The organism is Reyranella sp., from assembly GCF_004297265.1.
Classification (GTDB): Bacteria; Pseudomonadota; Alphaproteobacteria; order Reyranellales; family Reyranellaceae; genus Reyranella.
The window spans coordinates 132815-158559 of the sequence record NZ_SCUT01000028.1; the positions used below are offsets into that span (position 1 = coordinate 132815).

At 67.1% G+C, this 25745-nt stretch carries 28 protein-coding genes and 1 tRNA gene; 19 read left to right on the forward strand and 10 right to left on the reverse strand.

The window, feature by feature from the left end:
• Positions 1-2 precede the first annotated feature (2 nt).
• Positions 3-896: a zinc ABC transporter substrate-binding protein gene (locus tag EPO41_RS13500; RefSeq protein ID WP_296325844.1), complete on the reverse strand. Its 894-nt coding sequence runs from the start codon at positions 894-896 to the stop codon at positions 3-5.
• A 17-nt stretch (positions 897-913) separates the two neighbouring features.
• Positions 914-1405: a prolyl-tRNA synthetase associated domain-containing protein gene (locus EPO41_RS13505; RefSeq protein WP_296325846.1), complete on the reverse strand. Its 492-nt coding sequence runs from the start codon at positions 1403-1405 to the stop codon at positions 914-916.
• A 113-nt stretch (positions 1406-1518) separates the two neighbouring features.
• Between EPO41_RS13505 and EPO41_RS13510 the strand changes: the two genes are divergently transcribed.
• The 3 genes from EPO41_RS13510 to panC all read left to right on the forward strand — a co-directional run bounded on the left by EPO41_RS13510 (position 1519) and on the right by panC (position 3645).
• Positions 1519-1593 (forward strand) — tRNA-Gly (locus EPO41_RS13510).
• 198 nt (positions 1594-1791) lie between these two features.
• On the forward strand, positions 1792-2733 hold the full coding sequence (locus tag EPO41_RS13515) for an FkbM family methyltransferase (RefSeq protein WP_296325848.1): 942 nt from the start codon (positions 1792-1794) through the stop codon (positions 2731-2733).
• A 45-nt stretch (positions 2734-2778) separates the two neighbouring features.
• The gene (panC, locus tag EPO41_RS13520) at positions 2779-3645 is read left to right on the forward strand and encodes a pantoate--beta-alanine ligase (RefSeq protein ID WP_296325850.1); all 867 of its coding nucleotides are present in this window, start codon (positions 2779-2781) and stop codon (positions 3643-3645) included.
• Between the two features lie 153 nt (positions 3646-3798).
• Here the strand turns inward: panC and EPO41_RS13525 are convergent, their stop codons facing one another.
• Positions 3799-5076: an acetyl-CoA C-acyltransferase gene (locus tag EPO41_RS13525; RefSeq protein ID WP_296325852.1), complete on the reverse strand. Its 1278-nt coding sequence runs from the start codon at positions 5074-5076 to the stop codon at positions 3799-3801.
• Positions 5077-5085: 9 nt separating this feature from the next.
• Positions 5086-5970 (reverse strand): TauD/TfdA family dioxygenase, encoded by an 885-nt coding sequence (locus EPO41_RS13530; RefSeq protein ID WP_296325853.1) that lies wholly within the window; start codon positions 5968-5970, stop codon positions 5086-5088.
• A gap of 54 nt (positions 5971-6024) precedes the next feature.
• Between EPO41_RS13530 and EPO41_RS13535 the strand changes: the two genes are divergently transcribed.
• A complete protein-coding gene (locus EPO41_RS13535; RefSeq protein WP_296325854.1) occupies positions 6025-7020 on the forward strand; it encodes a D-2-hydroxyacid dehydrogenase family protein in 996 nt (331 codons plus the stop codon).
• Between the two features lie 95 nt (positions 7021-7115).
• Here the strand turns inward: EPO41_RS13535 and EPO41_RS13540 are convergent, their stop codons facing one another.
• Positions 7116-8045: a hypothetical protein gene (locus EPO41_RS13540; protein ID WP_296325856.1), complete on the reverse strand. Its 930-nt coding sequence runs from the start codon at positions 8043-8045 to the stop codon at positions 7116-7118.
• 22 nt (positions 8046-8067) lie between these two features.
• Positions 8068-9318: a class I SAM-dependent methyltransferase gene (locus tag EPO41_RS13545; RefSeq protein ID WP_296325857.1), complete on the reverse strand. Its 1251-nt coding sequence runs from the start codon at positions 9316-9318 to the stop codon at positions 8068-8070.
• Positions 9319-9402: 84 nt separating this feature from the next.
• Between EPO41_RS13545 and EPO41_RS13550 the strand changes: the two genes are divergently transcribed.
• Positions 9403-9969 carry an RNA methyltransferase gene (locus EPO41_RS13550; protein WP_296325858.1) on the forward strand — a complete coding sequence of 189 codons (567 nt, stop codon included), beginning with the start codon at positions 9403-9405 and terminating at the stop codon, positions 9967-9969.
• Positions 9970-10022: 53 nt separating this feature from the next.
• Entirely contained in the window at positions 10023-11171 is a 1149-nt protein-coding gene (gene rlmN, locus EPO41_RS13555) for a 23S rRNA (adenine(2503)-C(2))-methyltransferase RlmN (RefSeq protein ID WP_296325859.1), read from the forward strand.
• A 78-nt stretch (positions 11172-11249) separates the two neighbouring features.
• On the opposite strand, the gene EPO41_RS13560 is transcribed toward rlmN, so the two are convergent.
• Positions 11250-12278, reverse strand: coding sequence for a class I SAM-dependent methyltransferase (locus EPO41_RS13560; RefSeq protein ID WP_296325860.1), 1029 nt, complete (start codon positions 12276-12278; stop codon positions 11250-11252).
• Between the two features lie 108 nt (positions 12279-12386).
• On the opposite strand from EPO41_RS13560, the gene EPO41_RS13565 reads away from it, so the two are divergent.
• From EPO41_RS13565 to EPO41_RS13625, 13 genes are all read left to right on the forward strand, one after another.
• Positions 12387-13643 (forward strand): argininosuccinate synthase, encoded by a 1257-nt coding sequence (locus tag EPO41_RS13565; protein ID WP_296325862.1) that lies wholly within the window; start codon positions 12387-12389, stop codon positions 13641-13643.
• A 43-nt stretch (positions 13644-13686) separates the two neighbouring features.
• Positions 13687-14346 carry a rhomboid family intramembrane serine protease gene (locus EPO41_RS13570; RefSeq protein ID WP_296325863.1) on the forward strand — a complete coding sequence of 220 codons (660 nt, stop codon included), beginning with the start codon at positions 13687-13689 and terminating at the stop codon, positions 14344-14346.
• 17 nt (positions 14347-14363) lie between these two features.
• Positions 14364-15758 (forward strand): ATP-binding protein, encoded by a 1395-nt coding sequence (locus EPO41_RS13575; protein ID WP_296325864.1) that lies wholly within the window; start codon positions 14364-14366, stop codon positions 15756-15758.
• Positions 15759-15839: 81 nt separating this feature from the next.
• On the forward strand, positions 15840-16058 hold the full coding sequence (locus tag EPO41_RS13580; RefSeq protein ID WP_296325865.1) for a hypothetical protein: 219 nt from the start codon (positions 15840-15842) through the stop codon (positions 16056-16058).
• Between the two features lie 104 nt (positions 16059-16162).
• A complete protein-coding gene (locus EPO41_RS13585) occupies positions 16163-16423 on the forward strand; it encodes a hypothetical protein (protein WP_296325867.1) in 261 nt (86 codons plus the stop codon).
• Positions 16424-16439: 16 nt separating this feature from the next.
• Complete coding sequence (locus tag EPO41_RS13590; RefSeq protein WP_296325868.1) at positions 16440-17138, forward strand: response regulator transcription factor; 699 nt, start codon at positions 16440-16442, stop codon at positions 17136-17138.
• Between the two features lie 240 nt (positions 17139-17378).
• Positions 17379-18344 (forward strand): 2OG-Fe(II) oxygenase, encoded by a 966-nt coding sequence (locus EPO41_RS13595; RefSeq protein ID WP_296325870.1) that lies wholly within the window; start codon positions 17379-17381, stop codon positions 18342-18344.
• Between the two features lie 50 nt (positions 18345-18394).
• Positions 18395-18766 carry a hypothetical protein gene (locus EPO41_RS13600; protein ID WP_296325872.1) on the forward strand — a complete coding sequence of 124 codons (372 nt, stop codon included), beginning with the start codon at positions 18395-18397 and terminating at the stop codon, positions 18764-18766.
• Between the two features lie 290 nt (positions 18767-19056).
• Positions 19057-19875, forward strand: a complete 819-nt coding sequence (gene phnC, locus EPO41_RS13605; protein WP_296325874.1) for a phosphonate ABC transporter ATP-binding protein — start codon at positions 19057-19059, stop codon at positions 19873-19875.
• Between the two features lie 37 nt (positions 19876-19912).
• Complete coding sequence (gene phnD / locus EPO41_RS13610; protein WP_296325876.1) at positions 19913-20827, forward strand: phosphonate ABC transporter substrate-binding protein; 915 nt, start codon at positions 19913-19915, stop codon at positions 20825-20827.
• Positions 20828-20864: 37 nt separating this feature from the next.
• The gene (phnE, locus tag EPO41_RS13615; protein WP_296325878.1) at positions 20865-21749 is read left to right on the forward strand and encodes a phosphonate ABC transporter, permease protein PhnE; all 885 of its coding nucleotides are present in this window, start codon (positions 20865-20867) and stop codon (positions 21747-21749) included.
• Positions 21749-22585 (forward strand): phosphonate ABC transporter, permease protein PhnE, encoded by an 837-nt coding sequence (gene phnE, locus EPO41_RS13620; RefSeq protein WP_296325880.1) that lies wholly within the window; start codon positions 21749-21751, stop codon positions 22583-22585. The genes phnE (EPO41_RS13615) and phnE (EPO41_RS13620) overlap by 1 nt, the downstream gene beginning before the upstream one ends.
• Complete coding sequence (locus EPO41_RS13625) at positions 22582-23331, forward strand: DUF1045 domain-containing protein (protein WP_296325882.1); 750 nt, start codon at positions 22582-22584, stop codon at positions 23329-23331. Before phnE (EPO41_RS13620) ends, EPO41_RS13625 begins: the two co-directional genes overlap by 4 nt.
• Here the strand turns inward: EPO41_RS13625 and phnN are convergent.
• Genes phnN through phnL form a run of 3 tightly spaced genes read right to left on the reverse strand, consistent with a single transcriptional unit; the run spans position 23279 to position 25744 of the window.
• Complete coding sequence (phnN, locus tag EPO41_RS13630; RefSeq protein WP_296325884.1) at positions 23279-23884, reverse strand: phosphonate metabolism protein/1,5-bisphosphokinase (PRPP-forming) PhnN; 606 nt, start codon at positions 23882-23884, stop codon at positions 23279-23281. The two genes, EPO41_RS13625 and phnN, sit on opposite strands and share 53 nt — an antisense overlap.
• Positions 23868-25013 carry an alpha-D-ribose 1-methylphosphonate 5-triphosphate diphosphatase gene (locus EPO41_RS13635; RefSeq protein WP_296325885.1) on the reverse strand — a complete coding sequence of 382 codons (1146 nt, stop codon included), beginning with the start codon at positions 25011-25013 and terminating at the stop codon, positions 23868-23870. Before EPO41_RS13635 ends, phnN begins: the two co-directional genes overlap by 17 nt.
• Positions 25010-25744: a phosphonate C-P lyase system protein PhnL gene (gene phnL, locus EPO41_RS13640; protein ID WP_296325888.1), complete on the reverse strand. Its 735-nt coding sequence runs from the start codon at positions 25742-25744 to the stop codon at positions 25010-25012. Before phnL ends, EPO41_RS13635 begins: the two co-directional genes overlap by 4 nt.
• Between the last annotated feature and the right edge of the window lies 1 nt (position 25745).

Below are 25745 nucleotides of genomic sequence, written 5' to 3' on the forward strand. Positions count from 1 at the left end.
GGTCAGTTCTTCAGCATGCCTGCGACGAGGGCGGTCACGTTGTGGCGCATCATCTTCTCGTAGGTGGGCGCCGGTCCGTCCGGGCCCGAGAGGGCGTCTGTGTAGAGGCGGGGGCCGACCACGGCGCCCGATTCGCGCGCGATCTGGTCGATCAGGCCGGGGTTGGTCATGTTCTCGACGAACAGCGCCTTGATGCGCTGCTCGCGCGCCGCGCGGATCAGCGCCGCGACGTCGCGCGCCGACGGCTCGCTGCTGGTGTTGTAGCCGCGCGGCGACTGGAATTTCACGCCGTAGGCGCTGGAAAAATAGCGGAAGGAATCGTGGCCGGTGATCGCCCGGCGCTTGTCGGCCGGCACCTTGGCGATCTCCTCCTTCACCCAGGCATCCAGTTCGACCAGGCGGCGGTCGAAGGCCTCGGCGCGTTCGCGATAGGAGGCAGCGTTCGGCGGATCGGCGTCGGCGAGGCCCCTGGCGATGTTTGCGACATAGGTGCGGACCCTCTGGACGTCCTGCCAGCAATGCGGGTCCGCCCCGTGATCGTGGGAATGACCGTGGTCCGCGCCTGCCTTGAGGGTCACAACGCCGGTCGTGGCCACGATCGCCTTGCCCTTGAAGGGCGCCGCCTTGGCCAGCCGGTCGATCCAGCCCTCGAAACCGAGCCCGTTGCTCACCAGCACCTGCGCCTCGGCCAGCGCGCGCGCGTCGCCGGGACGAGGCTGGTAGGCATGGGCATCCATGTCGGGGCCGACCACCACCGACACGGCCACTTTGTCGCCCGCCACCTCGGCCAGCAGGTTGCCCAGGATCGAGAAGGTCGCGACGGCCTTGATCTCGGCTGAAGCTGGCAGGGAAACGACGACCAGGCCCAAGGCCAGCAGCAGTGCGCGGAAAAGCATTCCGTTATAGTATAACGTCAGAGGGGAAAGTCGAGCCACTCGGGGGTGTGGCCGGTCGCCGCGAAGAAGCGCAGCAGGTCGGCAATGCCAAGCGCCGTGGTCATGGTGTTGACCAGCGGATGGGCGTTGACCGGCCCGCCCTCGGCGAGGCCGCGATCCAGCACCAGCCGGACCTTGTGCTCCGGATCGTTGATGACGGCGAGGGGCGTTACCGAGCCCGGCTCGACGCCGAGATGGCGCCGCAGCCGATCCGGGCTGCCGAAAGAGAACTTGCCTGCGCCCAGCCGCTCGCCCAGGCGCTTGAGGTCAATGGCACGGTCCTCCAGCGCCACGACCAGCCACATCTCCTCCTTCCGGTTGCGCAGGAAGAGGTTCTTGATGTGATGGCCGGGCAGGTCGCCGCGCAGCGCCTTGGCTTCCTCGACCGTGAAGACCGGCGGATGCTGGACGGTGCGATGGGCGATGCCGAGCGCGTCGAGGCGGCTGAGCAGTTGGGTCGGATCAAGCATGGTGGGTGAGGGCTCTACCCCATCGAACGCGCCGCTTTCCAGCCCCTTGCCAAGGGGGAGGAAAAGCCCTATCAACGCCGCCTTCCGGCCAACTACCCAGCCGGATACGGAGCGCGGGCGTAGCTCAGGGGTAGAGCACGACCTTGCCAAGGTCGGGGTCGAGGGTTCGAATCCCTTCGCCCGCTCCAAATCTTCCCATGGCGCAGACATTGAGTGCACCAAGACCGGTGCAGCGATGATCTGTGCCTTGGAAGGCACGAGATGGTGTGGTTGTGATTGGATCGTCATCCAGTGGTTTCGCCGGAATGTGGGCCCACCATCGCCGGAACATCCCCTATCAAGTCGGCCGTTGGCTGGACAAAGCTGGATGCGCGTTGATCTCCGGCGTGCCTCCGCTGGGCCGCCTTTATGCGAACCTCATTGCCAGGCGCGGTGTCAGGCTCGAGCGCTATCCCGGCTGGACGTTCGGTGCCGAGTACTACATCGAGCGGACCTGGGGCTCCCTGCGTCGCGCCAAGCTGTGGGACCATGCGGTCGAACGGCGGCTCGAGGTCCCGCTCACCGTCAAATGGTATGATGGGCTGAAGGTCGACGTAATGCTTGGCAACGATCACAGCCTCTGCCTCTATGTCGGCGGCACCTTCGAGCCGAACGAGTTGTTCTTCCTCGGGCAGATCCTGAAGCCCGGCATGACGATGCTCGATGTCGGCGCGAACGAAGGCCTCTACACGCTGTTCAGTGCAAAGCGGGTCGGTGCTGCCGGGCGCGTCGTGGCTTTCGAGCCAAGCTCGCGCGAGCGTCGCAAACTCCAGCACAATGTCACGCGCAACAAGCTCGGCAATGTGACCGTCGTGCCGGTCGCCGTCGGCAGCAACGAAGGCACCGCCGCACTGCAGATCGCGTCTGGCGTGCATTCGGGCCACAACACGCTGGGCGCGCTGGTCCATGACGATGCGCCTTCAGCCGGTGTCGAGCATGTTCCCGTGGAACGCCTGGACTCGGTGGTGGATCGGCTCGGTATTGCCCAGGTCGACGTCATCAAGATCGACGTCGAGGGTGCGGAGATGCATGTGCTCGAAGGGGCACGCAGGACACTCTCCTCCCAGCGGCCCATGCTCATGGTCGAGGCGAACGACGAGGCGCTGCGCGCGCAGGGTGCGAGCATCGATGCCTTGATTGCTTGCCTGCGAGGTGAACTCGGCTACGACATCCTTGTCTTTTCGCCGGTGACGGGCGGCGTCGAGCCGATGGGCGATGATTCGCCGGTCTCCGACAATATCGTCGCGGTACCGTCGGAGCGCCGGTCCGGGATCCTGGCGCACGCCTGAGGCCTGCTTGCCCGGCTCCGGCGTGATGTGCTTAACCAGCGCATCATGACCGCATCCGCGAACGCCAACGACCTCGCCATTGTCCGCACCGTTGCCGACCTGCGCCGCGCCGTGGCCGATTTTCGCAAGGCCGGTCGCACGATCGGCCTCGTGCCGACCATGGGGGCGCTGCACGAAGGGCATGTCAGCCTGGTGAAGGGCGCGCTCGATCGCGGCGACGTGCCGGTGACCAGCATCTTCGTCAATCCGACCCAGTTCGGCCCGAAGGAGGATTTCTCCGCCTATCCGCGCGACGAGCAGGGCGACTTCGACAAGCTGCGCGATGCGCAGTGCCGCATCGTCTTCGCGCCGAGCAAGGACGAGATGTATCCCGGCGAGCAGCTCACGACCGTGACGGTCGCCGGCATCACCGACGGCCTGTGCGGTCCGCTGCGGCCCGGACACTTCCAGGGCGTCGCCACGGTGGTGAGCAAACTCCTGCTGATGGCGATGCCCGATCGCGCCTATTTCGGCGAGAAGGACTACCAGCAGCTTCAGGTCATCAAGCGCATGGTGCGCGACCTCGCGATGCCGTTCGAGATCGTGGGCATGCCCACGGTGCGCGAGAAGGACGGTCTCGCGATGTCGTCGCGCAACCGCTACCTCAGCGCCGAGGAGCGCACCCAGGCGCTTTGCATGTACCGGCAGCTCGTGAAGGTCGCCGACACGGTGCGCGATGGAAGGACCTCCTGCGCCGAGGCGTCGGCGGCGGCATCGCGGGCGCTGCGCGACGGCGGCTTCGACATCGTCGAGTATTTCACCGTGGTCGATGCCGAGAGCCTGAAGCCTCTCGAGCGTGTCACGGGTCCGGCGCGCGTCATTGCGGCGGCCCGTCTCGGCCGCACGCGTTTGATCGACAATCTGGCTGTCTGACAGGAAAGCCCGTCGTCTCGACCGGAGCCTCGCGTAGCGAGGCGTAGTGGAGAGACCTTTCTTCTACGATTTGCCGGCTTTTTGTCGCGGCAAGGTCTCTCCGCTACGCGCCTTCGGCGCTTCGGTCGAGATGACGATGTTTTGCTTTGGGCACTATGCGGCTTCGAGCAGCAGCACGCTTCCCTGGCCGCCGTCGGCGCAGATGCTGACGATGGCGCGCTGGCCCCTGGGCATCGCGGCGAGTTCCTTCACCGTCTGGCCGATGATGCGCGCGCCGGTGGCGCCGAACGGATGGCCGAGCGCCGTGCTGCCGCCGTTGGGATTCATGCGCTCGCGCGGGAAGGGGCCGAAGTCGCGCGGAACCTTCGCCCGGTCACGCAGGAACGTCGCGTCCTGCAGCGCCTTCAGGTGGAAGGCGACCTGCGCGGCGAAGGCCTCGTGGATCTCCCAGAGATGGATGTCGCCATAGGTGAGGTCGTGACGCGCCAGCAGGCGCGGGATGGCGAAGGCCGGCGCCATCAGCAGGCCCTCGACACGGAAGTCGACGGCGCCGATCTCCCAGTCGACCAGTTTTACGCGCGGCGTATTCGTCGGAAGTCGGTCGAGGCCTTTCTCCGAGGCGACCCAGACGCCCGCCGCGCCGTCGGTGAGCGGCGAGGAATTGCCGGCGGTCAGGCTGCCCTTGCCGCTGGTGCGATCGAACGACGGAGGCAGGCGTGCGAGCTTCTCGAGCGTCGTGTCCTTGCGCGGGATGGTGTCGCGCGTCACGTCGCCGATCGGGATCACCAGATCGTCGAAGAAGCCGCGATCCCAGGCAGTCACGGCGTTGCGATGGCTGCTGAGCGCGATCTCGTCCTGCTCGGCCCGCGAGATCTGCCATTCCTTGGCGGTGATCTCCGTATGCTCGCCCATGCTGAGCCCGGTGGTGCGGTTGCTGATCGCGGGGATGTAGAGCTTGAGATCGCGCAGATGCAGATGCGTCAGATGGTCGATCTTCTGGCCGAGCGACCGCGCCTGCTGGAACTTGCGCAGCCAGTCGGAGAGACGCTGGTCGAGCCCGATCTGGATGCGGCTGAGACTGTCGACGCCGCCCACCATCGCGAGGTTGATGCTGTCGCCGTCGATCATGCCGGCAGCCTCGATCACGCCCATCATGCTGGTCGAGCAGGCCATGACGGTGGAGAAGGCGGGCACCGTGGCGTCGATGCCGGCTTCCATCAGCACCTCGCGCGCGATGTTGCTCCAGGTGAGGTTGGGCACGACGGTGCCCCACACGGCGAAGTCCGGCTTGCCGCCCTTGAGCTGATCCACCATATGCCGCGCCACCGGCACCGAGAGTTCGATCGCGTCGAGCTTGGCCAACGCCCCGTCGACCTTGGAGAAGGGCGTGCGGACACCCGACGCCAGCCAGATGTCCGTCGCCCGTCTCATCGTGCGGCTCTAGGCGGCTTGTTCGAGCGTCGAGGCGACGTCGCGTGTCGTGACGCGGCGCAGGTCGCGCACCTTGGTCGTGTCGAATGGCCGGGCGCGGTGCATGGTGCAGCGATTGTCCCAGATCACGAGATCGCCCTGCGCCCAGCGATGAGTATGCACGAATTTGGGCTGCGTGGCGTGCTCGATCAGGTCGAGGATGATCAGGCGCCCGTCGGCGACCGGCATGCCGATGATGTGGGAGGCATGCGCGGCGAGATAGAGCGTCTTGCGGTGCGAGCCGGGATGGGTGCGCACGACGCGCTGCGGCACCGGCGGCAGCGAAGCCCGCTCCTCGTCCGTGTATTGCACGACGCCGAGCTGTTCGCGCGAGCGCCAGATCGAATGTTCGGCGACCAGGCCTTCCAGCGCCGCCTTCTTCGACGGGGGCAGCGCATCGTAGGCCGCGCGCATGTCGGCGAACTCCGTGTCGCCGCCTTCGTCGGGAATGACGTGCGCGTAGAGCATCGAGAGGGCGCCGGGCACGGCGCGGAACGAGGCATCGGTATGCCAGAGCCGGTTCGCCAGCCCGTCGAGCCGCCGGCGTGCGTCGGGCTTCAGCACGTTGCCGTCGCCGTCGAGGTTCGAGATGTCGGCGACCTGGCTCGATTCGAGCCGGTGCTTGATGTCGCGATGCCGGAGCTTCAGCGCCGAGGATTCGACGGGGCCGAAATTGCCGGCGAAAGCCACCTGCCGCTCGTCGTCGAGCGTCTGGCCGCGGAACACCACGACCGCATAGCGGTTGATCGCATCCCCGATGGCCTGCCGGTCGCCCGGGCTCAGCGGCTTCGCCACGTCGACGCCACCGATCTCGGCGACGAATTCGGGATGCACTGGCGTAACCGTGATGCTCATGACCGCCTCCCGCGGCTATAGTGCCTTTCCAAATATTCTCTCCCAGGAAACGCCATGCCGCAAACGATGAAGCTTGCCCTGCTCGACGATTACCAGAAGGTAGCCATGCGCATGGCCGACTGGGACAGGCTCAAGAAGCGCGGCGTCGAGATCACGGTCTTCCACGAGCCCTTCATCTCGGTCGAGGATGCAGCGCAAAAACTGGCGCCCTTCGACATGCTGGGATTGCTGCGCGAGCGAACTGCCTTCCCGCGGGCGCTGATCGAGAAGCTGCCCAACCTCAAGTTCATGGTGCTGACCGGCGCCCGTGCTGCCAGCCTCGACGACAAGGCCGCGGCCGAGCGCGGCATCCCGATCTCCACGACACCCGGTGGCACCTCGAACGCGCCGACGGCAGAGCTGGGCTGGGCGCTGCTGATGATGTGCGCGCGCGACCTCGCCAAGGCCGAGCGGCTGGCGCGCCAGGGCAAGTGGCATGACGGCATCGAGCAGATGGTGGTGCTCGAGGGCAAGCGCCTGGGCATCCTGGGCCTCGGCAAGCTCGGCAGCCGCGCGGCGCACTATGCCAAGGCCTTCGGCATGGAGGTCGTGGCCTGGAGCCAGAACCTCACGCCGGAGAAGGCCGAAGCCGGCGGCGCCAAGTACGTCACCAAGGACGAGCTGCTGGCGACCTCGGACTTCGTGTCGATCCATCTCGCGCTCTCGGACCGCACGCGCGGCCTGATCGGCGCGGCCGACCTCGCGAAGATGAAGAAGACCGCGATCCTGGTGAATACGTCGCGTGGGCCGATCGTCGACGAGGCGGCGCTCATCGAGGCGCTGAAGAACCGCACGATCCTGCATGCCGGCCTCGACGTCTACGACAGGGAGCCGCTGTCCGCCGACCATCCGCTCACCAAGCTCGACAACGTCACGCTGATCCCTCACCTGGGCTACGTCGTCGAGGAGAGCTACCGGCACTTCTATGAAGGCACGGTCAAGGACATCGAAGCCTGGCTCGACGGCAAGCCGATCAACGTCCTCAACCCGGACGCGCTCAAGAAGGCCTAAGGCTGTATCTTCGGAGCGCGCCACTCCAGTGGCGCTCAAGCTTGGTCGATCGGCAGCCATAAGCGCAACTGGAGTTGCGCGCTCCAATGAGTAGATCACGACGTACGGACACGGACCACGATCAGCCAGACGGCGCCGGCGAGGATCACGCCGGCGGCCAGCCACTCCGGCGTCGTCAGGGTCGCCGGGGTCAGCCAGCCCAGGTGGGCGAACAGGGCCTCCAGTGCGATGGCGAAGAAGGGCATCGCGGTGAGCGCGATCAGGTAGGTCTGCACGCCCGAATGGTTGATGGTCCAGAATCCGAGCCAGGTGCCGGGGGCGCGGAACAGCAGGCCGGCCAGGATCGCATAGAACCAGAGCTCGACGCGGCCGAAGGCGTCGCCGCCGCCGGCCCACGGCGAGGCCATTGCGCCCGCGAGGCCGGCCAGCGTCCAGACGAGGATCAGCGCCAGCGAGGCGGCGACCAGGATCTCGCCGGTGAAGCGGCTGCGCGCCGCCGGATCTGCCGCGCGGTTGCGCGGGTGCCAGGCGATCATCCACGAGGCCGCGACCGCGATGGCTTCCGAGGCGATCAGCCAGGCGACGCCGCGCCAGGCCGTCTCCGATCCCAGGCCGGCGGCGAAGGCCACGACGCCGAGGGCCAGGAGCGCGAGGCCGGGCCAGTCGCGCCGTGACGGCGCCTGACGGGTCAGGGCCCAGCCTGACGCCGCACCGATCAGCACGCTCATCGTGGAGAGCAGCGTGCTCTGCGTGACGGCCAGCCACACGATGGCGGCGGCCGTGCAGCCGTTGATGATCACGCGCATGAAGGCGTAGCAGACCGTCCATGGCACCAGCAGGTCGGCCCAGCTTCCCGGGGTGCGCCGGCCGACCCAGAGCATGGCAAGTCCAGCGCTCAGCAACTGCACCAGCGTGTAGGCCCAGGCATCGAGCTGGGCGCCGCTCACGACATGGCGCGTCAGCAGCAGATAGACCGACCAGAGGAGGGAGTTGCCGAGCGCGATGGCCAGGACGTGACCGCTCATTGCGGATCTCGCAGGCGTTATTTCAGGTGCGAAAGCGCAGCAGCAGGTGATTGACGCCGTTCAGCTTGACGTAGAGGTCCTCGAACTGCGTGTAGAAATCCTCCCATTGCGGCAGGCCGCCCTGGCTGCCGAGCGAGGTGTAGATCTCCGCAACCGTCCGGCGGCCGTCGATCTGGGAGATGATGCGCGGCGCCAGCGGCGGCAACTGGGCCCGCCACGGAAAGCCGTCGAGGTTGGCGACCAGCGGCGCGCCGGGCTGCAGGCCGGCGGCGAACTTCTGTGCGTCCATCTCGCGCAGCACAGGAATGGCCGACGTGTCCTCGGGCCGTGCGACCGTGTCGAAGCCGGCGCGCGTGGCATAGAAGACGTGGGTGCGCAGGTTGCCGGCCAGGCGTTCGGCGAAGGCCGCCCGTTCCAGCAGCGGCAGCGAGCTCAACTGGCGCGCGATCATCGGATCGCTCATGTAGGTCGCGGGCTCGTAGCGCACCGGCTCGAGGAAGGCGACGACACGCAGTCCCGACGCGGCGGCCATCGCGCCGATCTGCGGCACCGTGAAGGCGCGATCGCAACTGTGCAGCAGCAGGTCGTAAAGGCCCGCGTCGCCGCCCGTCACATGGTCGTTGAGATAGGGATTGCGGCGGAACAGGTTGGTCGTCGGCAGAAAGCGGATCAGGCGCTTGGCCATCGCCAACCGGTCCTCGATCGCCATCGACGGCGGCGCCAGGGTCTGCAGCATCTCCTGCAGGGGATAGACGCCGCTGCGGCCGTACTCGCCATAGAGCATGACGCCCATGCCGCCCTCGGCGTGCAGCACACTCGCCAGGGCCTGCATACCGGCCGTCGGGTCGGGCAGGTGGTGCAGCACGCCGGTGCAGTCGATGTAATCGAACTGGCCAACGTTCATCGTCGGCAGGTCGAGCAGCGAGCCGGTCAGGAACGTAATGTTGCGCAGGCCGCGGGCCTTGGCACGCGCCTCGCAGATCTGTCGCGAGGCCGAGGAAAGGTCGAGATAGAAGACTTCACCGGGGCAGCGGCGATCGACGAGCTGCTGGGCCAGCATGATGCAGGCATCGCCCGTGCCGCCGCCGGCGACCAGCGCGCGGAAGGGGCGGATGAAGTTCAGCCGGCCGGAGAAGAGATAGTGGTTGATCTCGAGAACATGGCTCGGCGTGCCCGTGATCAGGCGGATCGCCTCGTCGCGCGGGTCTCGGGAAGGATAGGGCAGCGCCTCGTACTGGGCGCGAACACTGTCCAACGGCGAGGAAACGGTCATCAGGGCCTTGTTTGACGGCGGGCGGGGCGCTACCGGGGGGGATGGCAGCGCCTGCCAATCATTACTGCAACAAATCGAAGGGCCATGAAAGGCTATTTCGGCATCGGCATCGAGGGTCCGAGCAAGTCGATGAACGTCGGCACCCTGTTCCGGACGGCCCATGCGTTCGGCGCCTCGTTCGTCTTCACCCTGCGCGCGCAATACGACGCGCGTGCGGGCGCGCTGGCCGACACGTCGGACACGCCGCTGTCCGTGCCGACCTACCGGTTTGCCGACCTTGAGAGCTTCCGCCTGCCGCTGGGCTGCAGGCTGGTCGGTATCGAGATCACCGACGATGCCATCGAGCTTCCGAGCTTCCGGCATCCCCGACAGTGCGCCTATATCCTGGGCTCGGAGCGCGAGGGCCTGTCGCCCGCGGTTCAGTCGACCTGCGACTACGTCGTGAAGATTCCGACCCGCTTCTCGGTCAATCTGGGCACCGCCGGCGCGCTGGTCATGTACGACCGTCTGATCAGCCTCGGCCGCCACGCCCCGCGGCCGGTCGGCGAGGGCGCTCCGACCGAGGCGCTGGAGGTGCCGGTGTTCGGCGAGCCGCTCTACAAGCGCAAGCAGCGGCTGCGCCTGCGGCAAAAAGAGCAGTTAAAACAATAGATTGGCGCGGCGTGGTTGCGCAGAGGGAGTGCGACGACTATCTCGGGCGCTCGATGTCCGTTCTGCCCACCGAACCGCTGCAGATCCTCGAGCCCGGCGCCCCCGCGCACGGCCGCAACGATCTGCGCCGCAACCTGATCGGCCTGTCGCGCGACGGGCTGAAGACGGCGCTGGCCGAGGCGGGCCTGGAGCCGTTCCGGGCCGCCCAGATCTGGCAGTGGATCTACTGGCACGGCGTCACCGACTTCGGGCGTATGACCAACATCGCGAAGAAGACGCGCGATCGGCTGGCCGACCGGTTCGTGATCGAGCGGCCCTCGATCGTGACCGAGCAGCGGTCGGTCGACGGCACGCGCAAATGGCTGCTGCGCTTCGCCGACGGCAACGAGGCCGAGACGGTCAACATCCCGGAGACCGATCGCGGCTCGGTCTGTGTCTCCAGCCAGGTCGGCTGCACGCTCACCTGCACCTTCTGCCACACCGGCACCCAGCCGCTGGTGCGCAACCTCACGCCCGACGAGATCGTGGGCCAGTTCATGGTGGCGCGCGACAGCTACGGCGAATGGCCGACGCCGACCGCCGATGCTCAGCGCATGCTCAGCAACATCGTCATGATGGGCATGGGCGAGCCGCTCTACAATTTCGACAACGTGGTCACGGCGCTCAAGATCGTCATGGACGACCAGGGCATCGCGCTCAGCCGCCGCCGCATCACCCTTTCGACCTCCGGCGTCGTGCCGATGATCCCGAAGGTTGGCGAGGCGCTCGACGTCAATCTCGCGGTGTCGTTGCATGCGGTGAACGACGAGATCCGCGACACCCTCGTGCCGATCAACAGGAAGTGGCCGATCGAAGAGCTGCTGCGCGCCTGCGCCGACTATCCCGGCGCGCGCAACAGCCGGCGCATCACCTTCGAATATGCGATGCTGAAGGGCGTCAACGACAGCGACGCCGATGCGCGCGAGCTGGTGAGGATCCTCAAGCCGATCCACGCCAAGGTGAACCTGATTCCGTTCAATCCCTGGCCGGGCGCGCCCTACGAGTGCAGCTCCAACAACCGCATCCACCGCTTCGCCGAGATCGTGAACGATGGCGGCCTCAGCGCCCCGGTGCGCACACCGCGCGGCCGCGACATCTCCGCTGCCTGCGGCCAGCTCAAGAGCGCCAGCCTGCGCCAGCGCGGCGTGAAGGTCGCGCTGTAAGAGGTCTATCAATGGAGCGCGCCACGCCAGTGGCGCTCGAGCGCATGAGCGCCACTGGAGTGGCGCGCTCCAATGACCTCAGCGCGTGAAAGCGGCGATCTTCGACAGGAAGGCGTTTTCGCTCGATACCGGTCGGAGGCCAGTCGCGCTGAACCACTCGTCCAGACGACCGGCGGTGTACTCTGCGTAGTAGGGCTCGTGGAAGTAATGCGGGAAGAGGTCGAGCAGGCCGTCCCAGTCGGGACGATCGCCCTTCTGCAGTGAGTCGACGATCACGACCAGGCCGTCAGGCTTCACGACACGCGCCATCTCGGTGATCGCTTTGGCGCGGATTTCCTGCGGCAGTTCGTGCAGCAGGAACGAGGAGACGACGAGGTCGAGGCTCGCTTCGTCGAAGGGCAGTGTCTCGGCGGCGGCTTCCTCCAGCTTCACCCTTGCCGTGCGGCCGATCAGGCGGCGCGCCTCGTCGAGATAAGGTCTGCTGAGATCGATGCCGGTGAGCTTCATGCCGGGCCACGCGCCGTGCAGGGCAGCCAGCAGGCGACCGGTGCCGCAGCCGACATCGAGGCCGCGCACCTCGCGCTGGTTGCGGCCGGCCAGCCAGGCCGCGATCGGCGCCAGGGCGCGGCGGCGCATGACGTCGGCGGCGCCGGTGAAGAGGACCTCGACCTGGGTGTCGTAGAGCGCCGCCGAGTGGTCCGAGAGCCATCCGTCGCTCTGGAAATGGAAATTCTGCCGGTAGTAGTCGGGCAGGCCGTCGGCCTGGGTGCCGGGCGGCAGCTCGTCGTCGAGCACACCGTGCCGCCGCGCGTCGACCTGCGGCAGGTCGCGGAAATAGAGCAGGCTGCGGCGCAGGAACTCAGCCGGTTCCGGCCCCTGCAGGCGCGGGGCCGGGAAGAGGCCGGCGGCGACGTCCCGCCATTCGCGCTCGAACAGTGCGCGCATCTCGGCGGTCAGCTCGGCCCGGCTGGGTGTCGGCCCGATGGGAAAATCGGGCTTGGGCATGGGCTTCAGGATGCGGCGGCCGGCGGCATAGTGGCCGGCATACCAGGCGACCCGCGCGGTCTGGCGGGCGGCGTAGGAGAGGCGGTCGAGGCGCGAAACCATGGGATGCTATTCTCGCATTGATTATAGCGTCTTTGCGGCGCGCTTGCCCCATCGGGGTCGACCGCTATATTCGCGCGCCTTCACCGAACGGACACGAAAGCGGCCAGCATGAGCGTTTCTTATACCGGGCCCTACAAGAAGGGCGACATCAAGAAGGTCGTCCTGGCCTATTCCGGCGGCCTCGACACCTCGGTCATCCTGAAGTGGCTGCAGACGGCCTATGGCTGCGAGGTGGTGACCTTCACCGCCGATCTCGGCCAGGGCGAGGAACTGTCGCCGGCGCGCAAGAAGGCGGAGCTGCTGGGCATCAAGCCCGAGAACATCTTCATCGAGGATGTCCGCGAGGAGTTCGTGAAGGACTTCGTGTTCCCGATGTTCCGCGCCAATGCGCTCTACGAGGGCCAGTACCTTCTCGGCACCTCGATCGCGCGCCCGCTGATCTCCAAGCATCAGATCGATCTCGCGCTGAAGACCGGCGCCGACGCCGTCTGCCACGGCGCCACCGGCAAGGGCAACGACCAGGTCCGCTTCGAGCTCTCCTATTATGCGCTGAAGCCCGACATCAAGGTGATCGCGCCGTGGCGCGAATGGGAGCTGACCTCGCGCACCAAGCTGCTCGAGTTCGCCGAGGAGCACCAGATCCCCATCGCCAAGGACAAGCGCGGCGAAGCGCCGTTCTCGGTCGACGCCAACCTCCTACACTCGTCCAGCGAGGGCAAGATCCTCGAAGATCCGTGGGAGGAGGCCGACGAGATGGTCTACCAGCGCACGATCTCGCCCGAGAGCGCACCCGACAAGGCGACCTACATCGAGATCGAGTTCGAAAAGGGCGACGCCGTCGCCATCGACGGCGTGAGGATGTCGCCCGCGACCCTGCTCACCAAGCTCAACGAGCTGGGCAAGGCCAACGGCATCGGCCGCCTCGACCTCGTCGAGAACCGTTTCGTCGGCATGAAGAGCCGCGGCATCTACGAGACGCCGGGCGGCACGATCCTCTACGCCGCCCATCGCGGCATCGAATCGATCACGCTCGACCGCGGCGCCGGCCACCTCAAGGACGAGGTGATGCCGAAATACGCGGAGCTGATCTACTACGGCTTCTGGTACTCGCCGGAGCGCGAGATGCTGCAGGCGCTGATCGACAAGAGCCAGGAGAACGTCACCGGCACGGTGCGGCTCAAGCTCTACAAGGGCAACACGACCGTCGTCGGCCGCAAGTCGCCCGTGTCGCTCTACTCCATGCAGCACGTCACCTTCGAGGAAGACCAGGGCGCCTACAACCAGCGCGACGCCGAGGGCTTCATCAAGCTGAACGCGCTCAGGCTGCGCCTGCGGGCGCTCGGCCAGGGTGGTCCCAAGAGCTAGCGGCCCGAAGAGCTGAATTCACCTGACCTGACGGGAACGGCGCATGCCATTCGACGACGACGAGCGCCGCCTCCCGGGAGGGCGCGGAACGGGCGAGCGGGCCATCAACCTGCCGCCCGCCGTGCTGTGGCTGATCGGCATCAACGTCGCCGTCCATCTGCTGCGCCAGCTTCTCGGCGAGCAGGCCGACCAGGAGATCATCCTGCAGTTCGGCCTGGTGCCGGCCGCCTACACGACCGATAGCGGCCAGGATCTCTTCTCCCTGCTGGTGGCGCCGGTCACCTACCAGTTCCTGCATGGCGGCTGGATGCATCTCGGCATCAACATGCTGACCCTGGCGGCGTTCGGCGCGCCGGTCGAGCGCCTGCTGGGCGTGCGCCGCTTCGTGCTCTTCTATCTCCTGTGCGGCGTCGTCGCCGGCCTCGTGCACATCCTCGTCTATCCCGAGTCGCCCGATCCCGTGGTCGGTGCGTCGGGCGCCATCAGCGGCATCTTCGGCGCCGTGCTGATGCTGATGCGTTACGTCGGCAGCCTGACCTCGCTCCTGCCGGTCGCCGGCATCTGGATCGGCCTCAACATATTCTTCGGCATCTTTGGCGGAACGCCGGGCGCGGGCGGCGAATCGGTCGCCTGGGTGGCGCATATCGCCGGCTTCGTGTTCGGCATGGCGAGCATACGCTTCTTCGCACCACGGATGAGTTAAGCCGCTATAGTCGGCGCATGGCCGACAACGCGATCCCCTTTCGTCGCACGCTCGTCGCCAACGCCGTGGCGTTGGCGCCGTCCTGGGGCGCGCTCGCCATCCTCTTCGGCCTCGGCGAACTGTCGGGCCGGACCGCGCTGATCGCGATGGCGGGGATCGCCGCGGTCACCACCTTCCTGGTCCAGCGCTATCTCAGCTCGCTGGCTAGCTTCGCCCGTTTCGTCGGCGAGCTTTCCGACGAGCGCGAGCCGGTGATGCCGCGACTCTCCTTCGCGCCCGCGACCGAGGAACTTGCGAGCGCCGCGGCGACGCTCTCGATCGGCTGGCGGCGCCAGCGGGCGTCGATCGACAATCTGGCGGCCTCTGCCCAGGCCATCGTCGACGGTCTTCCCGATCCCCTCGTGTGCCTCGACCGGCAGCGCCGCATCGTGCGCACCAATCTCGCCGCCGCCCTGCTGCTGGGCGGCCCCGGCGGTTCCGAGCGCGACGTCTCGACCGTGCTGCGCCAGCCGCAGCTCCTGACGGCCATCGATGCGCTGCTCGAGACAGGCGTCGACGGCAACTTTGCACGGCCCGACCAGAGCGTGGTCGAACTGGTGCTGGCCGGGCCGCCGGAACTCGACATGGTGGCCCATCTGCGCCGCCTGCCGCGGGCCGCCGCCGACGGCTCGCTGGCGCTGATCGTGCTGCACGACACGACCGCACTGCGTCGCGCCGAGCGCATGCGGGCCGACTTCGTGGCCAATGCCAGCCATGAGCTGAAGACGCCGATCGCAGGCCTCGCGGGCTTCATCGAGACGCTGCGCGGCCCGGCGCGCGAGGATACGGCGGCGCGCGAACGGTTCCTCGGAATCATGGCCGAGCAGGCCGACCGCATGCGCCGCCTGGTCGACGACCTGCTGATGCTGTCGCGTATCGAGCAGCACGAGCATGCAAGGCCCGCCGCCGCCGTGGATCTCGGCCGCGTGCTGCGCTCCGTGCTCGACCTGCTGCAGCTCAAGGCCTCCTCGCGCAAGGTCAGGCTGGAACTCGACCTGCCGGCGGATCTGCCGCGGGCCATCGGCGACCACGACGAACTGATCATCGTTTTCCAGAACCTGATCGACAATGCGGTCAAGTATGCGCGGCCGGCCACGTCCGTGCGGGTCGAGGTGCGTCCGGCGGGCAAGGATCGCGTCGCGGTCGCCGTGAAGGACGAGGGCGATGGCATCCCCGCCGCGCATCTGCCGCGGCTCACCGAACGCTTCTACCGCGTCGACACCGCCCGTTCGCGCCAGCTCGGTGGCACTGGCCTGGGCCTCGCCATCGTGAAGCATGTGGTCAACCGTCACCGCGGCCGGCTCGACATCCAGAGCGTGCCGGGCAAGGGCTCGACCTTCACGGTGACCCTGCCAGCCTCGGACGTGGCCTGACTACTCTGCAGCCCTCTCGAAAGCGCGTTGTAAGGAATCCGCCGCATAGTTGCGGGAATTGAGTGCGCGAGAGTCTGTCCCATGACGTCCAAGACAAGCGAGCCCAGCGGAATCGTGGTGACGGCCGGAATGATCCGGGCCGGCCTTGAGGTCGTGAAGTCGTGGCCATCGCTCGCCGACGGCGAGGTACTGGCCATGGCCTACCGGGCCATGGCGGCGGCTGCGCCCCCCGAGAGTCTCGCCCTCAGCATGCCGACGCCGACGATGCTGCAGGCCCTGCGGATGCTGGGCCACAAGTAGCACGTCGTAAGCTCGTCGAAATCGGGCCGCCGCAATCGAAACTCCGTCCCTGCCTTCAATGGTGGTGCTCTTCGAGAGCGAAGGAGGATCAGATGATGAGGAATATGGGGCTCGCTTCCGCAATCGTGGCGGTGGCGCTGATGCCGATCGCCGCGATCGCCCAGTCATCCGACGCGGGATACTGCTCGGCGTTGGCCGCCAAATACGAGCAGTATCTCGACATGTCGTCCAAAGGGGGGCAGCAGCCTCAGAGTCTGGATGCGCGCGTCGCCGTCGAAAAATGCAAGGCGGGCGATACGAGCGGGATCTCGGGGATAGAGAAGGCACTCAAGGCCGCCCGAATCGATCTGCCGCCGCGAAGCTGATCGACGGGGGCCGGCGATGCGCGTGCTGATCATAGAGGACAGCCGGGAATTGGCCGGATTGATCGGCCAAGCCCTGAAGCGTGCCGGCATGGACGTCGATATCGTGGGCCTGGCCGACGAGGCGAGGCTTGCCGTCCGGGCCGTGCAGTACTCGGCGATCGTGCTCGATCTCGGCCTGCCCGACGACGACGGCCTCGCCGTGCTCGATCAGCTGAAAAGGCGGCACGATCCGACGCCGGTGCTCATCCTGTCGTCGCGGAGTGCGCTGGGCGACCGGGTGAACGGCCTCGACCGGGGAGCCAGCGACTACATGGTCAAGCCCTTCGCAACGGCTGAACTGATCGCCCGACTCCGGGCGCTCCTGCAACGCCCGCCGGAGGTCCCCTCGCCCGTCTTTGCGATGGGCAACGTGGCTTTCGAGGCCCGCAGCCGCCGCGCCGTGGTGAACGGGAGTGCGTTCACCATTCCGGCCCGTGAAGGCGAACTCCTGGAAGTTTTCCTGAAGCGCGGCGGAAGGGTGCTGGCGCATGACGTGCTCGACGCGGTGGTCTTCGGCGGCAGGCACGACAGTTCGTCGAATGCCGTCGAGGTCTATGTCCACCGATTGCGTCGCCTGCTCGCAGAAGCCGGTGCCGATGTCGAGATTCATACGATCCGTGGCGTCGGCTATCTGATGAAACCCGCGATCGCGGCAAGAGCCACCGCACAAGCATGAACCGTTTCTCGCAGCATGCTGTAGCGATCGCGAAAGTCTCGCTGCGGTTGTGGTGCAAGATGCACATCCACAGAGCAATGCCCGCATAGGTGCCTCCCGATCGGGACGTAAGGTTCTGGTCAACTTTCGGCGCTCTTATTCCCGTCGGGGAGTAACGACGTCATGGCGCGAAGTCGGAATTGGGATGTGACGATGGTCGAGAGGTCGCATCGCCCGCCCGGCCTCGGCGTCGGCGATCCGATGCCGCGCATCACCCTGCCACTTGCTTCGGGTGCTCTCTTTGACTCGTGGGATGCCGTGGTGTCGGGTTTCACGCGCATCTACTGGCTTGGTGCGCTGCCTGATGGGGAACGTGTCGCGACGATGATGGCGCGCCTCCCGCGGTGCGAGGCGAGCTTGTGTGTCGTGGCGCCCCAGCCGTTGGACAGTCTCAACGCGGATGCGCCCTGCATCCTGGATCGGGGCGGCGAACTTGCCCGGGCATTCGGCGCAAGGGGAACCTTTGCGATCGTGGTCGATGCCGCCGGCCGTGTGGCGGCTTTGTTGCCTTCCCCAGTGCCGGACGACGTCGTCGCTCTCGCGGAGCAGCTCTACGGCGAGACGGAACCGGTGGTGGTTCGGAACACCGCGCCGATCATGTTGCTCAATCGTGTACTCGATGCCGAACTCTGTCGTTGCCTGATCGAGTACTGGTCGGCCCGCGACAAGGTCGCCAGCATCGTCGGGTCGGACGACGGCAATGTCGTCGATACCCAGACGAAGCGCCGACTCGACACCAATCTCGACGATCCCGGTCTGTTCGCCCGCGTGCGTGACTCGCTCGTACGCCGTGTGGTGCCGGCCATCGCGCAGGCCTCGCACATCCATACGTCGGTGATCGAGGCCCCTCGTATCGGTTGCTACGATGTCGCGAGTGGCGGCTGGTTCCTCCGCCACCGGGACAATACGAGCCGCATGACCGCGCACCGCCAGTTCGCGGTCAGCATCAACCTCAATCCGGGCGACGAATATGAAGGAGGCGAACTGCGCTTCGCCGAGTTCGGCCGCCAGCTCTACCGACCAGCGGTCGGCTGCGCCGTGGTTTTCTCGGCCGCGCTGCTGCACGAGGTCAATCCGGTGACGCGAGGTCGCCGGTTCGGCCTCTTCACCTTCCTTTCATCGAGTGGCTCCGCTGCCGGTTATGGCCCAAGGCACATGGCACGATAGGAAGGCTGCGTTGGTGGAACGTCCATTGCCGGCCCTGCGTTCTCCACCCGATGAGCATCATCGAAGCCTTCGGGTGGACGATGGCCACCCGGTTCGAACCGCACCGGCGGGGCTTTCTCTATCGTCGCGATCGCAAAGCGCCTCCGATCCTGGTGACGGCCGCGGAGCGGAATGCTTTCGTGCGCGCGTTCGGTTGGCATTTCCTGACCCATGTTGCGGGCTTCATGCTGGCCGTGATCGCCGCCTCCATGCTCACGGCACGCTTTTTTCCCCGTGGCGATGAGACCGGTGGCTTCTTCCTGATGGGTGGCCTGCTGACCGCGATCGGCCTTGCGCTCTATCTGTCGATCCACTGGGCGATGAATGCTCCGGCCCGTGCACTCGCGGCCCGCCCATCCTTCTCTGGCGGCGAAGGACCCTGACCGCGAGCATCGCAGTGGGAATGCCGATCACGAGCCCGGCCGCGACAGCTTAGAGGACGAAAAAGACCATCGAGAAGATCACCATGCCCACCGTGCCACGCTCCGTGACATCGGCAGCTTGGACCAGCGTGCTCATGTCGCCTTTCCCACCGTTGCGCGTTTTGGGGCAACGCGGATAAGGGGGCCGGGTTCGGTCGCTTCTCCACCGTTTGTCTTATGTCCGTAACCAAAGCGTAGCGCGGTCGAAGCGTGCGGCCGGTACCGAGCGTCCGGTGGGACCCGGAGGCCGGATGCTTCGATTGGAAGGCGTTACCAAGAGCTTCGGCGGCAAGAATGCCGTGGACGGAGTGTCTCTCGTCGTGCCGGCGGGACAGATGGTCGGCGTCATCGGCCGGTCGGGTGCGGGCAAGTCGACCCTCCTGCGCATGATCAATCGCCTCGGCGATCCCACCTCCGGCCGCATCCTGTTCGGCGACACCGACGTGACGGCGCTCCGCGGCCGGCCGCTGCGCGCCTGGCGTGCGCGCTGCGCCATGATCTTCCAGCAATTCAATCTCGCCGGTCGCCTCGACGTGCTGACCAACGTCATGATGGGCCGGGCCTTCCACATGCCGACGACCCGGGCTCTCCTGAAGATGTGGAGCGACGAGGAGAAGGCCCAGGCCCTGTCGGCGCTCGAAAGCCTCGACATGGCGCGGATGGCAAGCCAGCGTGCCGAGACCCTGTCCGGTGGCCAGCAGCAGCGGGTCGCGATCGCCCGCGCGCTCGTCCAGCAACCCGACATCGTCCTCGCCGACGAGCCCATCGCCTCCCTGGACCCGCGCAACACCAAGGTGGTGATGGACGCGCTGCAGCACATCAACCGCCATCTCGGCATCACCGTGATGTGCAACCTCCACAGCCTCGACCTGGCGCGCGGCTATTGCGACCGGCTGGTTGGCATGGCCGGCGGCCGCGTCGTGTTCGACGACGTGCCGGCGGCGCTCACCGAAGCGACCGCCCGCGAGCTCTACGGGCTCGAGGCGGGCGACGTCATGGGCCATGGCGCGCCGGCGCCCGTCCCCCTGCCGGCCGGCGTCCAGCCCGGTCTCGCCCTCGCCGGCTCCTGATCTTCAGACAACCGATCGTCATCCAAGGAGAACAAGCATGCTTACCCGCCGTCATGCCCTGGGCGCCGCCCTCGCGGCCTCGTCGTTCGCTCTCGCCGGTGCTGCCCACGCCCAGTCCTGGAAAAGCGCCTATCCCGAGCTCGTCTTCGCCGTGATCCCGGCCGAGAACGCCTCCGGCGTGACCGAGCGCTACGGTCCGTTCATCGAGTACCTTTCGCAGACGCTCGGCACCAAGGTGACCCTGCGGGTCGCCAACGACTACGCCGCCGTCATCGAGGGCCAGCGCAACGGCTCGATCCATATCGCGGGCTACGGCCCGGCCTCCTATGCGCGGGCGATCGTGACCGGCGTCAAGGTCGAGCCCTTCGTCACCACGGTGAACAACGATGGCACGGTCGGCTACTATTCCGTCTTCTACGTGCGCGCCGACAGCCCGTACAAGACGATCGACGACCTCAAGGGCAAGAACCTCGGCCTCGTCGATCCCAATTCGACCTCGGGCAACAATGTTCCGCGCTTTGCGCTGAACAAGCTCAAGCTCAATCCCGAGACCTTCTTCGCGCGCGTCACCTACACCGGCAGCCACGAGAACGCGGTCATCGCGCTGCAGCAGAAGACCGTCGACGTCGCCGCCAACTGGTGGAACGCCGAGAACGACTCGAATCTGACGCGCATGGTCTCCAAGGGCCTGGCCAAGCAGGAAGACTTCCGCATCATCTACAAGTCCGATCTGATCCCCAACTCGCCCTTCGCCTATCTCGCCAGCCTGCCGCCCGACATGAAGGCCGCCATCACCAAGGCGTTCATGGAGTCGCCGACCAAGGCCAAGGCGGCGTTCGACAAGCTGTCCGACGGCAAGGATCGCGAATTCAAGGTCGTCGACGCGCAGTATTACGAGCCCGTGGTCGAACTCATCAAGTTCATCGACGCGCTGCGCAAGCAGAAGAGCTGATCGGGCTCCGGGCTTCCTTCCTGGTGTCCGTGTTGTCTTGAGTACCCACATCGTCCGCCTGCCCGAGGCGCAGTTGAGGCCGCTGATGGCGGCCTACGACGCCTCGGTGCGGTCGCGTCGCTGGCACACGCTGCTGATGGTGGCGTGTGTCGCGGCGGCGATGCTGCTTGCGTCGATCTCGGCCGAGGTGTCGCCGGTCAAGTTCCTCGAGAACATCCATCGCTTCCCCAGCTACATCATCCGCCTGTTCCATCTCGAGAATGGCCAGCCCGTCTGGACGGATTTCGGCGAATGGTTCTGGGGCCTCGGCCGCTGGTTTCGGCTGCTCTGGGAGACCCTGCTGATGGCCTATGTCGGCACGCTGCTGGGCGCGCTGGCGGCCTCGTGCCTCGCCTTCCTGGGAGCGGCAAACGTCGCGCCGGCGCGCTGGGTGCGCCTGGTCGTGCGTCGCTTCTGCGAACTCTGCCGCACCGTGCCGGAACTGGTCTTTGCCCTGCTGTTCGTGATCGCCTTCGGCCTCGGTCCCATGGCGGGCGTGCTGGCGGTCGCCATCCATACGCTGGGGGCGCTCGGCAAGCTGTTCGCCGAGGTCGTCGAGAACATTGACATGAAGCCGGTCGAGGGCGTGTCGTCGACGGGTGCGCCCTGGCACGTCGCGATGCGCTTTGGCGCGCTGCCGCAGGTGCTGTCCAATTTCGCAAGCTACGCGCTGCTGCGCTTCGAGATCAACGTGCGCGGTGCCGCCGTCATGGGCTTCGTCGGTGCCGGCGGCATCGGCCAGGACCTGATCGAAGCGATCCGCAAGTTCTACTATTCCGACGTCTCCGCCATCCTGGTGATGATTTTGCTCACCGTGGCAATCATCGACAGTCTGACTTCCTTGCTGCGGCATCGGCTGATCGGTCTCGAAGGGAAGAACTGATGGACGCCGTGCGCGATCGCTATCCCGAGCATTTCCGGCGCTTTGGCGCCGAGCGTCTGCCCGTGGTCGCCGTCGCAACCGGGATGTTCGCTCTCCTCCTGTTCGGCATGGAGAGGCTGGGCTTCTTCGACGGCAAGCTGCTGTCGGGGATGGGCCGGCTGGCCGAGATTGCCGGCCTGATGCTGCCGCCCGATCCCGGATCGTGGGCGCATGCCCGTGCCTATGGCATGGCGCTGATCGAGACGGTGGCCATTGCCTTGCTCGGGACCCTGTCGGCGGCGATCCTCGCCCTGCCGGTCGGTCTGCTCGCCGCCCGAAACGTCACGGCACAGCGCATCGTCCGCTTCCTCGCCCGGCGCTCGCTCGACACGATCCGCAGCGTGGACATCCTCATCTGGGCGCTGATCTGGATCAACGTCGTGGGACTGGGTCCCTTTGCCGGGGCGCTCGCCATCATGACCTCCGACATCGGCAGCTTCGGCAAGCTCTTCTCGGAAGCGATCGAGGCCGCCGACCGCAAGCCGGTGGAAGGTATCGCCTCGGCCGGCGGCAGCCATTTCATGGGCATCCGCTTCGGTATTCTGCCCGAGGTCTTCCCCGTGCTGGCGAGCCAGGTTCTCTACTACTTCGAGTCCAACACCCGCTCGGCCACCATCATCGGCATCGTCGGTGCCGGCGGCATCGGCCTGCATCTCGCCGAGGCGATCCGGACGCTGGAGCTGCAGCAGACATCGTTCATCATCCTGATGATCCTGGTCACCGTCGCTGCCATCGATATCGTCTCGAACCAGCTCCGCTTCGCCATGATCGGCCGGCGCGCAGGGATAGGGAAATGAGCGATCCGTCCCCGGAACTGCCCCGCTACGCGCTCTACTACGCGCCGCGGGCGGAGGAAGCGCTGGCCGTGGCCGCCAGCCGGTGGCTCGGTCGCAGCCCGGACTCGGGCGAGGCGCGCGACCTCGTCCCGATCGGCGGCATTTCCCATGAACGGCTGTCGCAGATCGTCGCCGATCCGCGACTCTACGGTTTCCACGGCACGCTGAAGCCGCCGATCGCGCTCGTCGAGGGCGCGACTGAACGCGATTTCCTCGAGGCGGTCGGCACCCTCGCCGCGACCGAGCGTCAGATCGACGTCCCGGCAGTGGCCCTCGCCGAGCTGCAGGATTTCCTGGCGCTGGTGCCGTCGGAGCGCTGCGCTGCCCTGCAGGACTTCTCGGATCGGTGCGTCGTGGAGTTCGACGAGTTCCGCCGCCCAGCCGGCGAGGCCGAGCTGGCGCGCCGGCGTGCGGCCGGCCTGACGCCGCGGCAGGAAGACCTGCTGCTGCGCTGGGGTTATCCCTATGTCCTCGAGCAGGGCCGGTTTCACCTGACGCTCACCGGGAGGATGACGGAGCCGCGCGAGCGTGCCGTGATCCTCGACGAGCTGCGCCGGCGCTTCGTGGCCTTCGTCGGCCGGCCGCTGGCCGTGCGCGACCTTTGCGTCTTCCGCCAACCGGCGCCGGGCCGGCCTTTCACCGTCCTGGCGCGATTCAGGCTCGGCGGAGGGCGGCGCCTGGCCACTCAAGTCTGGCGAGCAGCCTGACGAAGGAAGCGGCGGCTTCGTCGATCGTGCCGTCGTTGACGATCGTCACCAGGCGCGGGTCGTCGATCTCGTAGGCGTCGGCGCGTTGCAGCCGCTCCGCTGCCTCGACGGCCGATTCGCGGCCGCGGCCGGCGAGGCGCTGTTGCAGGCGCTCGACGGGCGCCGTGATCAGCACGGGCCGGACCTGCGAGTCGAGGCCGCCGGTCCGCAGGAAATGGTCGCGGGAGCCGCTCACCACGACGGTCAGGCCGGCGGCCCGCCAGTCGTGGATTTCGCGGCCGACGGCGTAGTCGTTGCCATGGGCGGTCCAGTGATAGGCGAACAGGCCGTGGGCGCGGCGGACGGCGAACTCGGCGCGCGTCACCGCGACATGGTTCTCGCCGCCACTATCGGCTGGCCGGGTGATGTAGCGATGCGCGAACACCACGGGCGCTTCGGATGCCAGCAAGGCGCGGGCGCGCCCCAGGACGGAGTCCTTGCCGGCGCCGGACGGACCCATGACATAGACCAGCGATCCTTCCATCACCGTCACCGGTTCAGACGACGCGCTCACCCTCGCGCCACACGGCGCGGACGACGGCGGCGCCATCGACCGTGCGCACGCGCACCAGGTCGGCGCGGCGCCCGGGAGCGATCTCGCCGCGATCGCCGAGGCCGACCGCGCGCGCCGGATTGAGCGTCGCCAGCCGCACGGCCTGCGGGAGCGAGATCCCGATGCCGGACGACGGCAGTTTGAACACGCTCTCCATCAGGCTGGCCGGCACATAGTCCGACGACAGGATGTCGACCTGGCCGGCGCGCAGCAGGTCGATGGCGGCGATGTTGCCGGAATGCGAGCCGCCCAGAACCAGGTTCGGCGCTCCCATCAGCACGGCGAGGCCGGCGTCCCGCGAGGCGCTGGCGGCCTCATGCGTGGTCGGGAACTCCGCGATGGTCATGCCGTTGGCGACGGCTTCCTGGACGTGGCCATGGGTCGCGTCGTCGTGGCTCGCGATCGGCAGGGCGCGGGCCTGGGCGCGACTCACGATCTCGCTGCGATGCCTGACGGCGTTGCGATGATGCAGCTCGGTGACGCGGATCGAGAATTCCTCGAACTGCGCGTCGGTCATGGAATACTTGCCCTTGTAGTATTGCTTCAGCTTCTCCGGATCGAGGAACTGGCGCTGGCCGGGCGTGTGGTCGTTGATCGACACCAGGCCAACAAGGGGCAGGTCGATCCACCTGTCGACGGCCTCGACGGCATCGTCGGCCGTGATCTCGCAGCGCAGGTGGATGCGGTGCTCCGCCCTCGTGATGCGCCGGTCGTTGGCGGTGCAGATCGCTTCGATCATGCGCTCGCGATTCTGCACGCGATCCGACTTGCCGTGGACGTCGCCCAGCGCCAGCGAATCGAACACCGTCGTGATGCCGGCGGCGCTGACCTGGGTGTCGTGCGCCATCACGGCCGACACGCTCGGCCATTTCACGCCGGGACGCGGCGCGAAGTGCTTCTCCATGTTGTCGGTGTGCAGCTCGACCAGGCCCGGCACGAGATAGTCGCCTTCGAGATCGAGGGCGCTCGTGACATGGGAACGCTCGGTGTCGATCCCGGCGATGCGTCCGCCCCGAACGACGACGGTGCCGTCGAATTCCGCGTCGGCGGTCACGACGCGGGCGTTGGTCAGGATGGTCTCGAGGCTCATGGGGAAACTCCGGCCAAGGAGGCTGGGGGACTTGAGGCGGGGGGAATGACTTCATGCACCCGGGTCGCCACCGCATCGCGCACGTCGGTATCGTGGAAGATGCCGACGATGGCGGCGCCGGCGTCGCGGCGCTGGCAGATGAGCTCGACGACACCGTCGCGATTGGCGGCGTCGAGCGAAGCGGTCGGCTCGTCGAGCAGCAGGACCGGATAATCGACGACCAGCGAGCGGGCGATGTTGACCCGCTGTTGCTCGCCGCCGGAGAAGGTCGCGGGCGGCAGCGCCCACAGCCGCGACGGAATGCCGAGCATGCCCAGCAGGAACTCCGCGCGCTGCCGTGCCTCGGCGGGATCGGCGCCGCGTCGCCGCAGCGGCTCGGCCACGACGTCGACGGCCGAGACCCGCGGGATCACCCGCAGGAACTGGCTGACGAAACCCAGCGTGCGGTGACGCACGTCGAGCACGGTGCGCGGCTCGGCGCCGACCAGCTCGGTCCAGGTCTCGTCCTGGCGTACGCGGATCGAGCCACTGTCGGCGCGATAGTTGCCGTAGAGCGAGCGCAGCAAGGTGCTCTTGCCGGCGCCCGACGGGCCGACCAGCGCCAGGCATTCGCCGGGCGACACCGCCAGCGACACGTCGCGCAGTACGGGCAGCGCCAGACCGCCCTGGGCATGGACGGTGAATGACTTGCTGAGGTTCGAGACGCGCAGGGCGGGTTGGGAGGAGGTCATA

Coding starts and splice junctions, on each gene's coding strand:
- phnD (WP_296325876.1), top strand. CDS start 19,913: ATGCTTACCCGCCGTCATGCCCTGGGCGCCGCCCTCGCGGCCTCGTCG.
- EPO41_RS13575 (WP_296325864.1), top strand. CDS start 14,364: ATGGCCGACAACGCGATCCCCTTTCGTCGCACGCTCGTCGCCAACGCC.
- EPO41_RS13500 (WP_296325844.1), bottom strand. CDS start 896: ATGCTTTTCCGCGCACTGCTGCTGGCCTTGGGCCTGGTCGTCGTTTCC.
- phnL (WP_296325888.1), bottom strand. CDS start 25,744: ATGACCTCCTCCCAACCCGCCCTGCGCGTCTCGAACCTCAGCAAGTCA.
- EPO41_RS13565 (WP_296325862.1), top strand. CDS start 12,387: ATGAGCGTTTCTTATACCGGGCCCTACAAGAAGGGCGACATCAAGAAG.
- phnE (WP_296325880.1), top strand. CDS start 21,749: ATGGACGCCGTGCGCGATCGCTATCCCGAGCATTTCCGGCGCTTTGGC.
- phnC (WP_296325874.1), top strand. CDS start 19,057: ATGCTTCGATTGGAAGGCGTTACCAAGAGCTTCGGCGGCAAGAATGCC.
- rlmN (WP_296325859.1), top strand. CDS start 10,023: ATGTCCGTTCTGCCCACCGAACCGCTGCAGATCCTCGAGCCCGGCGCC.
- EPO41_RS13625 (WP_296325882.1), top strand. CDS start 22,582: ATGAGCGATCCGTCCCCGGAACTGCCCCGCTACGCGCTCTACTACGCG.
- EPO41_RS13505 (WP_296325846.1), bottom strand. CDS start 1,405: ATGCTTGATCCGACCCAACTGCTCAGCCGCCTCGACGCGCTCGGCATC.
- EPO41_RS13535 (WP_296325854.1), top strand. CDS start 6,025: ATGCCGCAAACGATGAAGCTTGCCCTGCTCGACGATTACCAGAAGGTA.
- EPO41_RS13580 (WP_296325865.1), top strand. CDS start 15,840: ATGACGTCCAAGACAAGCGAGCCCAGCGGAATCGTGGTGACGGCCGGA.
- EPO41_RS13590 (WP_296325868.1), top strand. CDS start 16,440: ATGCGCGTGCTGATCATAGAGGACAGCCGGGAATTGGCCGGATTGATC.
- panC (WP_296325850.1), top strand. CDS start 2,779: ATGACCGCATCCGCGAACGCCAACGACCTCGCCATTGTCCGCACCGTT.
- EPO41_RS13560 (WP_296325860.1), bottom strand. CDS start 12,278: ATGGTTTCGCGCCTCGACCGCCTCTCCTACGCCGCCCGCCAGACCGCG.
- EPO41_RS13585 (WP_296325867.1), top strand. CDS start 16,163: ATGGGGCTCGCTTCCGCAATCGTGGCGGTGGCGCTGATGCCGATCGCC.
- EPO41_RS13540 (WP_296325856.1), bottom strand. CDS start 8,045: ATGAGCGGTCACGTCCTGGCCATCGCGCTCGGCAACTCCCTCCTCTGG.
- EPO41_RS13570 (WP_296325863.1), top strand. CDS start 13,687: ATGCCATTCGACGACGACGAGCGCCGCCTCCCGGGAGGGCGCGGAACG.
- EPO41_RS13600 (WP_296325872.1), top strand. CDS start 18,395: ATGAGCATCATCGAAGCCTTCGGGTGGACGATGGCCACCCGGTTCGAA.
- EPO41_RS13530 (WP_296325853.1), bottom strand. CDS start 5,970: ATGAGCATCACGGTTACGCCAGTGCATCCCGAATTCGTCGCCGAGATC.
- EPO41_RS13545 (WP_296325857.1), bottom strand. CDS start 9,318: ATGACCGTTTCCTCGCCGTTGGACAGTGTTCGCGCCCAGTACGAGGCG.
- EPO41_RS13550 (WP_296325858.1), top strand. CDS start 9,403: ATGAAAGGCTATTTCGGCATCGGCATCGAGGGTCCGAGCAAGTCGATG.
- EPO41_RS13635 (WP_296325885.1), bottom strand. CDS start 25,013: ATGAGCCTCGAGACCATCCTGACCAACGCCCGCGTCGTGACCGCCGAC.
- EPO41_RS13525 (WP_296325852.1), bottom strand. CDS start 5,076: ATGAGACGGGCGACGGACATCTGGCTGGCGTCGGGTGTCCGCACGCCC.
- EPO41_RS13595 (WP_296325870.1), top strand. CDS start 17,379: ATGCCGCGCATCACCCTGCCACTTGCTTCGGGTGCTCTCTTTGACTCG.